Here is a 12,984-nt window from a genome sequence, read left to right as displayed (position 1 = left end):
GAGAGGATTTAGTTGTTGTAACTCCCACTTGAAATCATACGACCTCTTGAGTCCTGTTCCATACTGTCTTCACTCTCACGAATGTAGTTGTCAATACTATCACCTGACTGTGTTTGCGAAGCGTTTTGTTGTGTATCGGGTACGTATTGTGGATCCACCTGATAATGTGGCATACCGCATTCAGTCGCACGATTTGGTACAGTATGGCGTAATAAAGGAATATACATGGCGCCCTCACAACCTTGGGCAGACAATTCCCCAGTACGTGAATCAATCCACTGCCAGGCGATATCATCTGTTTGACGCAAATTCACAGGTTTTTGACGTAACTGTTTCATCACATTAATCCATACAGGTAATGCCCCTGATGAACCTGTCAACCCCGTAATTTTATTGTTGTCCAAACCTAACCATACCACAGCTAAGTTGTTGCCTGAGTATCCTGCGAACCACGAATCACGCGTATCATTGGTTGTTCCTGATTTACCGGCAAGTTTAAGGTCAGCAGATAAGCTATTGTAAGCCGCTTTACCTGTACCCGAGGACATTACCTGCTGTAAACCATAGTTCAACAGGTATGCAGCAGAAGGATCGATTGTTTGCTGAACATTTAGGCCGAAGCGCTCTAAGAGGCGACCGTTTGAATCAACCACAGTCCGAATGGCTTTGGTCGGATATTTAAATCCACCCGTTGCAAAGTTGCCATAGATACTCATCACTTCCATCGGTGACATATCAACTGCGCCGAGGAAAATCGATGGATAATTCGGAATTTTAGAGGTCACACCAAATTTAGTCAGATTATTGCTAAATGTTGATATGCCAAACTCATTGCCCAGACGTACAGCTGACAGGTTATATGAGTTCGCCAATGCTTGTGCTAAAGGAACATAACCATGACCAGAACCACTATAGTTTTTCGGTGTCCATGTTTGGTTGCCATTGACTGGTAAACTGATGGGTGCATCTTCGATTTGAGATGCCCAATTATAACGACCTGACTCCAACGCACTTAAATAGATCACAGGTTTAAGCAAAGAACCGACTTGACGTTTTGCATCGACAGTACGGTTAAAACCCGTAAAGTCTTGCGTAGATCCCACAGCAGCAATCAATTCACCGTTCTCGGGACGGGTGACTAAAACAGCACCCTGCAAGTCTTTCAAGCGTGATGGATTGGCATTGGCTAATCGGGTCACGGTGTCTCTAAAGCTATTTTGAACTTTGGTTTGTGCAATTGGATCAAGGGTAGTGAAAATTCTTAAACCTTGATTGGTGAGGTCAGACTCCTGATACTCTGTTTTAAGCTGACGACGTACGATATCGAGAAAGTCTGGGAATTTCGCGGTTCCTAGAGTCGGTTTACGTACGACATTCAATGGACGCGAAATTTCTTTTTCATATTGCGCTTGATCTAGATAGCCCATGACTAACATATTGTTTAACACAATATCTCGACGTTTTTTTGCCCCTTCAGGATTCTTCCATGGATTAAACAGGGTAGGACCTTGAACCAAACCCACAAGATAGGCTTGTTGTGAAATATTTAACTCACTTAGTGGTAATCCAAAATAGAATTGTGAAGCCAGACCATAACCATTGACAGAATAATTGCCACTTTGCCCCAAATTCACTTCATTTAAATAGGCTTCAAGAATTTCATCTTTACTGTAATGAAGCTCTAATAAAAGAGACATCAATGCTTCATTGACTTTACGTTTCAAGGTTTTTTCAGGCGTTAAGAAAAAGTTTTTCACCAACTGTTGAGTGAGTGTTGACCCCCCTTGACGTTTTCCACCTGTCACATTACTGACCAAAGCCCGTGCAGTGCCACGGAAAGAAATCCCGTGATGACGATAAAAGTTACGGTCTTCCGTCGCGATTAATGCCTCGATCAAAGGCTTTGGCACCTTATTCAGTTTAATCAGTACGCGGTCTTCATTATGCTGAGGATAGATTCCACCAATCAACATTGGTTCTAAACGTGCAATTCCGGTATTGGTTGGCTTGGTGGCTTTAACGTCAGAAACGGTATCTCCTGCAAAGGTCACTTGCAGAACTTGTTCCGGGTCAACGCTGTCGCCAAAGTCGAAACCCCGTGTATGGACATACACTGAATTGGGTTGGCTGATATATGTTCCTGATTTGGTATAGCTGTCACTACTTTTGTAACCCAGCTGTTTAAGCTCTTGTTCAAAGTCTGTTTGTGCGATAGGTGCGGTTGCATATATTTCCAATGGTCGTGCAAATACTTTAGCAGGAATGTCCCAACGGTTTCCTTCGAATTTGTCCCGAATAACATTGTCGAGTCGAATTAAGTAGATACTAAATGCAAAAAATGCTGCAATGACCAATACACAAAAAATCAGTGCAATCAAGCCTATACCACGTTCGTTCTTCATATACAGATAATAAAACCCAATTTATTTTCGCTAATCATGCGAAGCTTTTCTTAAATTTGCAATAATAAATCTGTGAAATACACAAATTAAAAGGCTTTTTGGGTATTCTTGTTATTTTTCGTTGATGAATGATTTTATAAACATATTCTGAAAGTGCTATGATATCTCAGAATTTCAGTGGAGCTAAAGCACCTGTGCAGATTTCACCAAAGACCTTTCGTAACATTGGTTTGATTGGAAGACCAGATAAATCTTCTGTGGTTGATACGCTTTGCCTTATACATGATCATTTGTTGGGTTTAGGTTTACATCCCGTTTTTGATACCGCAACAGCAGAACTTGTTCCCTATACCAATACCCAGACTGTCAGTAAGAATTTACTCGGTGAGGTGGTCGATCTAGTTATTGTTGTTGGTGGCGATGGTTCCTTATTACATGCAGCACGTGCATTGGTGAAATATAATATACCTGTTCTGGGAGTAAACCGTGGTCGTTTGGGCTTTCTGACCGACATTAAGCCGACTGAAGTGATCTTTAAACTTGATCAAGTGCTCAGAGGCGAGTTTCAGCTTGATCGTCGTTTTTTACTTGAAATAGAAATTCGCAGCAAAAACGAAACCATTTATGATGCGATTGCCTTGAATGATGTGGTACTTCATTCAGGTAAATCTGTACATATGATTGATTTCGAATTAAACATTGATGGACAATATGTTTACCGTCAGCACAGTGATGGTTTAATCGTCTCCACACCCACGGGTTCGACAGCCTATGCATTATCGGGTGGGGGACCGATTCTCCACCCGAGTATGGATGCGATTGCTTTGGTTCCGATGCATCCACATACTTTATCTTCACGTCCAATCGTTGTCGGTGGGCAGAGTGAAATCAAGATATTGATTCGTGAAAATCGCGTATTGCCGATGGTGAGCGCAGATGGACAACACAGTGTTTCATTAAATGTTGGGGATAGTTTGCATATTCGCAAACATCCATTCAAACTAATACTTTTACATCCGCCAGGGTATGACTTCTATATGGCTTGTCGTACTAAACTTGGTTGGAATCAAGATTTTGATTCTTTTCAGCAGGATTGACCATGAATATTGAACAGATGCTTTCTATTTTAGATGCTGACATTGTTGAACGATTAAAAACAGCAGTAGAAATTGGAAAATGGCCAAATGGTGTGGCACTGACTGCTGAGCAGCGTCAAACCTGTATGCAGGCGGTGATTGCTTGGGAACATCAGAATGTCCCTGAAAAAGAGCGTACAGGTTATATTGATAAAGGTCATAAGGAAGAAGGTGAGGAATGTGATTCACATGTTCCTGAACCAGAATTCAAACCGATTCGTTTCGTTTAACAGTAAACCATAAATGAATTGAACATCGCCACAGCGACATGGTTCGTTGTGGCGAGCAGCAAAAAATTGAAAACAATAAAATAATGTTAAGATGAATAAGCGCAAGTATTTTTTAATTATTCTATTGATGTTGACCTCGACAACATGTGTCGTGGCGCAACCCAATATTGAAAAAAGCATCGAGTGTCGGCTTGATGTTACTGTTGTGTCCAGCCGGAACTTTCAAAATCCTGTTACGCAACATACGTCCATTAAAAATGACGGGTATCCCATGTTATTGATCGGGATAAAAATTCAAAATGCTGAGGCAAGCAATGCTTCAAAACATTTGAAAAAACATCGGCAATATTGCTCCAAGTTGATTGGACAGCAAAAAGATGCATATTTATCTGGTCCTCATGAGCAGAATAAAAATACAATTTACATTGGTGATCGGCTCATACTTAGAAATATTCATTCATCAGGAAAACATTATCCCTATTGGTCTGAATTTTATTTTATCGAAAAGCGTGGTCATTGATCATCACAGTTTGGTACAGGCTTCAATTTAAAAAACGTGTGTTCCAAAGCTGTTGGGCTTTTTTCATGGCATCTTCATAATCTGATACCACACCCATGGTATAGAGCGCTATCCCCATCGTTTCAGTCACAGCAATTTCACCATAGCCATGTGATTGTTGACCCTCCCAGACTGCTTTAAACACGGACAGATCCAGTTGTTCTTCAACAGGACTGCGTTGATCTGTTAATTTTGGCAATTCATATTCATAGAGTTCGCCATTTTGAATACCGCAGATCAGTGTTTTCGCATCCGGATTTCTTTCAAACTCACCACCTTCACCCTTAATCACAGCACTATTTTGATAACCCAGTTGAAAGGCTGCCTGTTGATGCGAGCTGCGGTAAGCAGGGTGGAAAATAGCCTGCATGGTGGCTTTGGCATTGAAAGGGTTAATTAGACGAGCAAGAGTATGTACTGGAGAGCGTAATCCCATCACATTTCTGAGATTAATCAAATCCGCCAAAATTGGAGAGATTACATCCAAAGGCAAATAAGCAAAATTCTGGGCTGCTAACTGTTGTTTGACCGCTGTTTCATTTTGGCAAATTGGAAATCCCAAATGCGCTAAAACCTGTTCAGTATAAACACGGTTCATGGTATGCCCAGCAGCGCCGTGCATAACAATCTTGTATCCATGTTTAGCCAGTGTTAAAGCCGCCAACAAAAACCATGGATAATGTTTACGTTTACCTGCATAGGATGACCAGTCTAAATCCACAGAAAGTGCCTGGAAATTCAATTGGTCTTTGGTCGCTTGGACAAAACCTGTAAGTTCATCTACAGACTCTTCCTTCACACGCAGCAACATTAAAAATGCGCCCAGCTGAACATCCAGAACTTCATTTTTTAAAATCATCGAGAAAGCTTGATAAGCTTCATCATAGGTGAGTGATCTTGCACCATTTTTTCCTTTACCAATAATTCGCACATACTGCGCAAAAGGATGTTCAAAGTCTTTATATAGATTGCGTTTGGTGTTCATATGGATGCGATCATAGGTGCAAGGAGTGGTGCAATACAATATGCCATAAATGAATCATAAGAGGGTAAATCTCTACAGTATTAGACTAAGGTCTAAGCAAAAATTGAACAGATGTTAGGCAAAGGTTGCAATTAAATAGAGATTGATGGTTAAAAATTAATTAAAATAACCGTGAATAGTGTTTTATTTTTCATCTCCTGTTCTACATTTATTCTGATTTGCATATCAGCAATACAGAATAAATCTTAAACATCGTCATTCGTTGTCATTGTTTTGGAAAACTGACGTTTTCTGAACGGATTTTTATTTTCTAAAAATCTATTTTCCTGATGTTTCATTGGGATTTTTGGCTGTGTCAGCAAATGGTCGCATTAATATTGGATATTTCTTCGAACAGAAATATAGAAAGAAGTAATTATCATGGCTAAGAAACCGCTGTATAAGTCACTCTATTTTCAAGTGATTGTTGCCATTATTTTTGGTGTGATCGTGGGTCACTATTTCCCAAGTGGTACGCAATTGATCAATGGTGTAGAAAAAAATATTCCAGGTTTGGGTGAGCAACTTAAACCATTAGGTGATGCTTTTATCAAGCTCATTAAAATGATTATTGCACCTGTGATTTTCTGTACCGTGGTCAGTGGTATCGCAGGTATGGAAAGCATGAAATCGGTCGGTAAGACTGGTGGTATTGCACTGTTGTATTTTGAGATTGTGTCCACGATTGCCCTGATTATTGGTTTGGTAGTGATCAATATCGCGAAACCGGGTGTTGGGATGAATATTGATCCAGCAACACTTGATACCTCTGGTATCAGCAAATATGTGGAATCTGGAGCCTCACAGTCTACCGTTGATTTCTTTATGCACATTATTCCCAATACAGTTGTTGGGGCATTTGCTGAAGGCGAAATTTTGCAAGTTCTTTTATTTGCATTACTGTTTGGCTTTGCTTTGCATAAGTTGGGAGATGCGGGTAAACCAGTGCTGAGATTGATTGATCAAATTTCGCATGTGTTCTTTAACATCGTGAATATGATTATGAAACTTGCGCCTATTGGTGCATTTGGTGCAATGGCATTTACCATTGGTAAATATGGAATTGGTAGCTTGGCACAACTTGCCCAATTAATTCTTTGCTTCTATATCACTTGTTTATTGTTCATTTTCATTATTTTGGGTTCAATCAGCCGTTTCTGTGGCTTTAGTATTCTTAAAATGATCCGTATGATTCGTGAAGAATTGTTGATTGTATTGGGTACATCATCTTCTGAATCTGTATTGCCTCGAATGTTGAAAAAGCTTGAAATTGCAGGTTGTGAAAAATCTGTTGTCGGTTTGGTGATCCCAACAGGTTATTCATTTAACCTTGATGGAACGTCTATTTATCTGACAATGGCTGCGATCTTCATTGCACAGGCAACCAACACACAATTGGATATCTGGCATGAAATTACCTTGCTTGCGGTATTGTTAATTTCATCGAAAGGCGCAGCAGGTGTGACAGGTTCAGGATTTATTGTGATGGCAGCGACTTTAGCAGCAGTGGGCAATATTCCTGTCGCTGGTCTGGCATTGATCCTGGGAATTGATCGCTTTATGTCGGAAGCACGTGCCTTAACCAACTTGGTTGGGAACTCTTTGGCAACCATCGTTGTTGCTAAATGGGTAGGTAAGCTTGATGTTGAAAAACTCAATGATGCTTTGAATAATCCAGAAGAAGTTGACCGCAAAATGCTTGAAGAAAAAACCGAAGCACATGCTTAAATTTTTAAAAGTATCCAGGAAAGAATATTAAAGGAAGCCAAGGCTTCCTTTTTTATATGAGTGTTGATGGATTTTTTATTACATACATAATTTCAAATTAGATACTGAGCAAAGAATGTTTTGCCAGTGACGCAATATCGGACACATTAATCGGCTTTTAGCATCAGTTTCTTTTGAACGCTTTAACTGGATTACCTCGTTCGATCAGCGCATGTTGTAAATGTTGTGCTTGCTTATGATCTGCTTGTTGATTTTCAATAAGTTGTTGCAGTTTTAATGCAATCAATTCTTTTGCTAAACGTTTATTGGCATGTTGACTGCGTTCAGACATGACTTTAACACTGATTCCAGTGGACATATGGGTTGCATGAATAGCGGAGTCGGTGGTGTTGACATGTTGTCCACCGGCACCGGATGCCCGACAGGCTTGGAAAACAATCGTATCATCAGCAGGAAGTTGCTGAGGTGTTTGAAATTGGCTAATGCCCACAAACCAATTTTTATGTTTGTGATGTGGGCGAACTGGGCTTTGAAACGTCCATTGAATCGTTCCCAACCATGAGTTCAGCCAGTTTTGATGTATATCGTCAAGATGACATATCACCGATGAATAGCCATGCACAGAAGTATTGCTTTCTATGACCTCGAGTTGAATTTTTTGCTTTTTGGCTTCTTTTTGTATTTCTTGCAAAGTGTATTTAACTGCAAGTTCACATTCTGCGGGTCCAAGCGCAGCACTGATTTGGACTATAGGCAATATAGATCATCCTTTAGATCAAATAATTGATCAAAATAAAAAGTATTGATTTAAAAAGGCAAATTTATAAATTTTTGACCATAATTTTTTGTAAGTCACAAATAGGTGTTTTTCAGACCCTGTATTATAAAAAACTATCTGCATGAAAAACAACCAAAATAAGTAAAAATTCAGTTTTATGGGTGAAATTGCAAAAAATGTTTATGAAAATACATGCTCAGTTGAATAATACTATTCGAGAAATTTTTCAAAATATGGCAGAATATGCGGTTTTAAAGATTTTAGAGGATTGGCAGCATGCGCTTTGTTGATGAAGCAGTCATTACCGTAGAGGCTGGCGACGGTGGCAATGGCGTAGCCAGTTTTCGCCGTGAGAAATTTGTACCATTTGGTGGTCCAGATGGTGGTGATGGTGGTCGTGGTGGCAGCGTATACATTCAAGCTGACGACGATACCAGTACCTTAGTCGATTATCGTTATACCCGTAAATTTCGCGCTGAACGTGGTAAAAACGGTGCTGGCGCAAACTGTGCTGGTCGTGGTGGTGAATCAGTTGTTTTGAAAGTTCCTGTGGGAACAACCATTGTAGATACAGAGTCTGGCGATATTATTGGTGACCTGGTTGAAGATGGTCAAAAAGTTTTAGTTGCGCATGGTGGTGATGGCGGTTTGGGAAATACTCACTTTAAATCATCGACCAACCGTTCGCCACGTAAATGTACACATGGGATCAAAGGTGAATACCGTGAAATCCGTCTAGAGCTTAAAGTTCTGGCTGATGTGGGCTTGCTGGGAATGCCGAATGCGGGTAAATCTACCTTTATTCGTGCTGTTTCGGCAGCAAAACCTAAAGTTGCGGATTATCCATTTACCACAATGGTGCCAAACTTGGGTGTGGTTGATGCTGATCGTCATCGTTCATTTGTAATGGCGGACATTCCAGGGTTGATTGAAGGCGCTGCTGAAGGTGCAGGTCTCGGTATTCGTTTTCTTAAACATTTGGCACGAACTCGTATTCTTTTGCATATTATTGATGTGCAACCGATTGATGGTTCGGATCCTGCCTATAATGCCAAAGCCATTATGGAAGAATTGAAAAAATTCTCACCAACGTTGGCTCAATTGCCGATTGTACTTGTTTTAAACAAACTCGATCAATTAAGTGATGATACTCAAGAAGAGTGGTGTAATCATATTCTTGAAGAATTACAATGGGATGGTCCTGTATTCAAAACTTCAGGCTTGCTTGAAGAAGGAACAAAACCTGTTGTGTATTACCTCATGGATCAAATCGAACAACAACGTGAGTTGGAAGAAGAAGATCCAGAGTATGCAGCGAAAATGAAAGCATTCCGTGATCAGCTTGAGGCTGAAACACGTGAACAAACGATTGCTGCAAAAGAAGCCTATCGTGAAATGCGCCGTCAACAACGTCTGGCCGGTATCTTGGGTGATGACGATGAAGACGACGATGGTGACGATGGCGAAATGGAAGTGTACTACGTGCGCTAGTTTCTAAAGATATCCGAATATTCGGGTATCCGTTTAGAAAAGAAAGACCGAGGATAAGATGATAGAAGTGGTAGATGGGCAACGTCAGCTCAAGGCTTTAAAACGTATCGTTGTTAAAATCGGATCATCTTTACTCACAGCAAATGGGCAAGGTTTAGATTTGGATGCAATTTCGCATTGGGCGAAACAAATTGCAGATCTACACAATGCTGGACATGAGATTATTCTGGTGTCTTCTGGTGCTGTGGCTGAAGGGATGGTTCGCATGAAGCTAGAGAATCGACCCACCGATCTACCCAGTCTGCAGGCTTGTGCTGCGATTGGACAAATGGGCTTAATCCATACTTGGTCAAGCGTATTAGAGAAACATTCGATCCAAACTGCACAAGTGTTGTTGACTCATGATGATCTTGCGGATCGCCGTCGTTATTTAAATTCTTGTGATGCCTTACAGAATTTAATTGACTGGAAGGTAATTCCTGTCATCAATGAAAATGACACGGTATCGACGGACGAAATTCGTTTCGGTGACAATGACACGCTTGCCGCGATGGTTGCAGGTCAAGTGCATGCAGACTTGCTGATTATTTTGACTGATCAGCAGGGGATGTTTGATTCAGACCCACGTTCCAATCCAAATGCAAAATTGTTTCATACCGTTCGTGCAATGGATGAAACTTTATTTGATATGGCGGGTGGTGGTGGTAAGTTTGGTCGTGGCGGTATGCTGACCAAAGTTCGTGCTGCTCGTTTGGCAGCCAAGTCAGGGTGTCCAACGCTAATTGCAAGTGGTGAGAGTGACCATGTATTGGCTCGTTTAATGGCGGGTGAATTACTGGGGACATTGTTTATCACTGATGATGACCGTTTAACGGCGCATCAGCAGTGGCTTGCTGCACACTTACAAACAGCAGGGCGTTTGGTACTCGATGACGGGGCAGTAAAAGCGATTAAAGAAAATCATCGTAGTTTATTGCCAGTAGGTGTAAAAGCCGTTGAAGGGCATTTTGATCGTGGTGATGTGGTTGAATGTGTTGACCAACACGGCCATCGAGTTGCAGTTGGGCGAGTCAATTTCAGTTCTCGTTCTGCTGAAATTGTTAAAGGTCTGGCTTCTGACAAGGTTTACCAAGTGTTAGGTGAAGCACGTTCTTTAGAAATGATACATCGTAACCATATGTCGATTTATTGATTTTCAATACATCAACCATAATACCTCGCTTAGGCGGGGTTTTTATTTGGGTATTAATGCTGGGGCTTTATCATTATAAAAATCTGATTTAAATACTTTTTTCCCCACATATGATTTTAAATAATAATGCTGTTGGTGTAAGCGAGAATCACCTTGTATGCCTTGAGCAAAATTCTCATCGTGATTTAATTTGCGTTTAATGGCATTAAAAAAACCTTTTATGTTTTTATCGGGAGTTTTTGAAATCATTCTCAAGGTTATTTTTTCTAAGTTATCTTCTGTTTCTCTTCCACCTTTGCCTTCAATGGCATAAATACAATATTCGTCATTATAAATTTGGCTTTTATTTATTTTTTGAGCTTTATCTAAAAAATAGAATCCCAGATTTCGATGACCATACTTTAAAAGTTGTGTTTGTAGATTTTCTGCCGTGATGGCATTGATTTGAATCTGATGATTGGCATCAAAATATTCCATCAATACTTCAATCTTGTATTTTTCTAATTCAGGCTGAATATAATGATAGAATTGCATCAATGGTGTAATGACATAAATATAAGACATAATCAGCTCACACTTAAATGATTAAATTTCAAGCTGATTTCTTTTCATCTTCTATGTCAGGTAAAAATTGATCCTTACCAACCATATATTTAAAATCAGCTAAATTGAGCATATCGAGATCTTCTTCACTGTTTCCATAAGCGAAGACTTTTTGATAATCTGTTAAATCATATTTTTCTAAAATTCTCAGCCGTTTTTGTTCGCTACTACAGTCTGGCGTCGCATAATGACCTGTAAATTTCCCCGCTGTGATTTCTGTCTCGGTACAGATCAAATCTATTTTTAAAATTTGGCAGATAACCTCTAAGTAAATGTCGACAGAGGCAGAAACCAAAACGACATCATCACCATTATTTTGGTGTTTGAGCAGTTGTTGGTAAAGAATCGGATCTAATTGTCCCATTAGACGATAAGCGTATTCATCCGCTATATCCAAGATCTCATTGGCATCCGCATGTTTAAACATGGCGTTAAATAGCTTTATGCGCATTGCATGAGCTGGGTAGATATTTAAATAATAGGCTTGAATCCACGGTAAGATTTTGATGCCTTGTTTTACGATATGCCTTTTGGATAAGGCATAGAAAATAAACCCTGTAAAACTATCTTTTTTACACAGGGTTCCATCAAAATCAAATAACGCTAAATTTTTATACGTTTTGCTCGGTGCATACATGTTTCATATCGTCCGTTTACGCGGCTCGCATACCAATTTGTGTTGTAGTCACGACTTAATTTCGGTCCGGAAATGATCACTTCAGGCATTATGGCATATATTGGCTCTTTGCCTGTCTGATTTTTATAAAGTTTAGAGACTGCTATATAGGTCTGGGTTTTTTCAAAACCTTGTTCTTTCTCTTGCTTTAAATCACTACGTAATTGTCTTGGTGTTACTAAAATATTATTTTGGGAAAATAAAGCCGTCAGTGCTTTTTCTGTATCTGTGATAGCAGGACGAGGATCACCATTTTTATCATAAGACAACAGGTCACCATCAAGTGCTAAATCCGCTTTGGTCAGCTTATCAATCATTTTTTGGAAAGCAGCATTTCGACTCGAGTACATACCCGAGTTGTAGTCTGCAAAACGATAGATCGGTTTATCATAATCCGCAGGGTACATCATTAAACGATGAATGCCGTAGTACAAACCACCAAACTCAGTATAAAGATCATCTCGTAATTCATTGACATTCATACTACTGCGTTTGTGTGCTTTGGCGTAGTTGATATGTACTTGCATCGACCCAAGAGTGGTGATTGGGTTCATTTTCTCGGCAATATCTTGACCTACGAATTTAGCAGCACCCGTGAGTGCGCTGACATGATAATGCTTTGCCATATAATCAAATATTTCACGGTAGAGCACATCTAAATCTTTTTCTGTGCGTACACGACTCATCTGTTTTAAATAATTATCATCTGGCGATGGTTGATTTTTTAAAACATTTTCAAAGTATGATGCGACCGTACCGCCAATGGTTGAACCCAATTTTTCTTCAAACTTTTCATTGAGTCGAGTGGTCACTTCTTTGACAGCCTTGTCGCCTAAACCCGGCACAACAGGATTAGCGACAAAGTTGGATTCTTGGTCAACGACAGCGATAATGGTACAGACATTTTCTTTATTGGTCGGAATTTTTAATTCGTTGGAAATATCGTAAATATCTTTCGCCCAAGAGTCACGTTGGCTGACACGATTTGGAATCAGCTTCTTGATCTGTTCCTGTTTTAACTGCTCATCATCTTCATTGGCAAACCATGAACCTTTACCACAAGCAACCAAACTTAAAGAAAGAGCTAACACGCTGAAAGATTTAATAAAAGCGTGATGTCGAACTAATTTTTTCATATCGCAGAAAACATACTCGGAAAATGATG

Annotated in this window: 12 protein-coding genes; 6 read left to right on the top strand and 6 right to left on the bottom strand. The window is 39.9% G+C overall.

The features are described 5' to 3' along the window. Positions 1-8 precede the first annotated feature (8 nt). Positions 9-2,402, bottom strand: coding sequence for a penicillin-binding protein 1B (mrcB, locus tag OSH00_RS00180; RefSeq protein ID WP_266128731.1), 2,394 nt, complete (start codon positions 2,400-2,402; stop codon positions 9-11). Positions 2,403-2,560: 158 nt separating this feature from the next. Here mrcB and OSH00_RS00175 point away from each other — a divergent pair, with 158 nt between their 5' ends. The 3 genes from OSH00_RS00175 (at position 2,561) to OSH00_RS00165 (ending at position 4,288) form a co-directional block, all read left to right on the top strand. Continuing rightward, positions 2,561-3,499: an NAD(+) kinase gene (locus OSH00_RS00175; protein ID WP_196077211.1), complete on the top strand. Its 939-nt coding sequence runs from the start codon at positions 2,561-2,563 to the stop codon at positions 3,497-3,499. Between the two features lie 2 nt (positions 3,500-3,501). Further along, the gene (locus tag OSH00_RS00170) at positions 3,502-3,768 is read left to right on the top strand and encodes a YeaC family protein (RefSeq protein WP_010112869.1); all 267 of its coding nucleotides are present in this window, start codon (positions 3,502-3,504) and stop codon (positions 3,766-3,768) included. Between the two features lie 127 nt (positions 3,769-3,895). Further along, complete coding sequence (locus tag OSH00_RS00165; protein ID WP_266129283.1) at positions 3,896-4,288, top strand: hypothetical protein; 393 nt, start codon at positions 3,896-3,898, stop codon at positions 4,286-4,288. A 22-nt stretch (positions 4,289-4,310) separates the two neighbouring features. Here the strand turns inward: OSH00_RS00165 and OSH00_RS00160 are convergent, their stop codons facing one another. Next, positions 4,311-5,312, bottom strand: coding sequence for a glycosyl transferase family protein (locus tag OSH00_RS00160; protein WP_266128730.1), 1,002 nt, complete (start codon positions 5,310-5,312; stop codon positions 4,311-4,313). A gap of 420 nt (positions 5,313-5,732) precedes the next feature. Here OSH00_RS00160 and OSH00_RS00155 point away from each other — a divergent pair, with 420 nt between their 5' ends. Continuing rightward, the gene (locus OSH00_RS00155; RefSeq protein ID WP_266128729.1) at positions 5,733-7,079 is read left to right on the top strand and encodes a dicarboxylate/amino acid:cation symporter; all 1,347 of its coding nucleotides are present in this window, start codon (positions 5,733-5,735) and stop codon (positions 7,077-7,079) included. Positions 7,080-7,242: 163 nt separating this feature from the next. On the opposite strand, the gene prfH is transcribed toward OSH00_RS00155, so the two are convergent. Next, on the bottom strand, positions 7,243-7,836 hold the full coding sequence (prfH, locus tag OSH00_RS00150) for a peptide chain release factor H (RefSeq protein WP_266128728.1): 594 nt from the start codon (positions 7,834-7,836) through the stop codon (positions 7,243-7,245). A 297-nt stretch (positions 7,837-8,133) separates the two neighbouring features. Between prfH and cgtA the strand changes: the two genes are divergently transcribed. Both cgtA and proB read left to right on the top strand, forming a co-directional pair. Next, the gene (gene cgtA, locus OSH00_RS00145; protein ID WP_196077215.1) at positions 8,134-9,348 is read left to right on the top strand and encodes an Obg family GTPase CgtA; all 1,215 of its coding nucleotides are present in this window, start codon (positions 8,134-8,136) and stop codon (positions 9,346-9,348) included. Positions 9,349-9,406: 58 nt separating this feature from the next. Further along, complete coding sequence (gene proB, locus OSH00_RS00140; protein WP_266128727.1) at positions 9,407-10,540, top strand: glutamate 5-kinase; 1,134 nt, start codon at positions 9,407-9,409, stop codon at positions 10,538-10,540. Between the two features lie 42 nt (positions 10,541-10,582). Here the strand turns inward: proB and OSH00_RS00135 are convergent, their stop codons facing one another. Genes OSH00_RS00135 through OSH00_RS00125 form a run of 3 tightly spaced genes read right to left on the bottom strand, consistent with a single transcriptional unit; the run spans position 10,583 to position 12,955 of the window. Beyond that, entirely contained in the window at positions 10,583-11,104 is a 522-nt protein-coding gene (locus OSH00_RS00135; protein ID WP_266128726.1) for a hypothetical protein, read from the bottom strand. A 28-nt stretch (positions 11,105-11,132) separates the two neighbouring features. Continuing rightward, positions 11,133-11,780 carry an HAD-IB family phosphatase gene (locus OSH00_RS00130; protein ID WP_266128725.1) on the bottom strand — a complete coding sequence of 216 codons (648 nt, stop codon included), beginning with the start codon at positions 11,778-11,780 and terminating at the stop codon, positions 11,133-11,135. Then, a complete protein-coding gene (locus OSH00_RS00125; RefSeq protein ID WP_196077219.1) occupies positions 11,747-12,955 on the bottom strand; it encodes a DUF1615 domain-containing protein in 1,209 nt (402 codons plus the stop codon). Before OSH00_RS00125 ends, OSH00_RS00130 begins: the two co-directional genes overlap by 34 nt. Between the last annotated feature and the right edge of the window lie 29 nt (positions 12,956-12,984).

This window comes from Acinetobacter nematophilus, assembly GCF_026344175.1.
In the GTDB taxonomy this organism is placed as follows: domain Bacteria; phylum Pseudomonadota; class Gammaproteobacteria; order Pseudomonadales; family Moraxellaceae; genus Acinetobacter; species Acinetobacter nematophilus.
The sequence above is the reverse complement of the archived record's forward strand: the minus strand, read 5'-3'. Positions and strand labels throughout refer to the sequence as shown.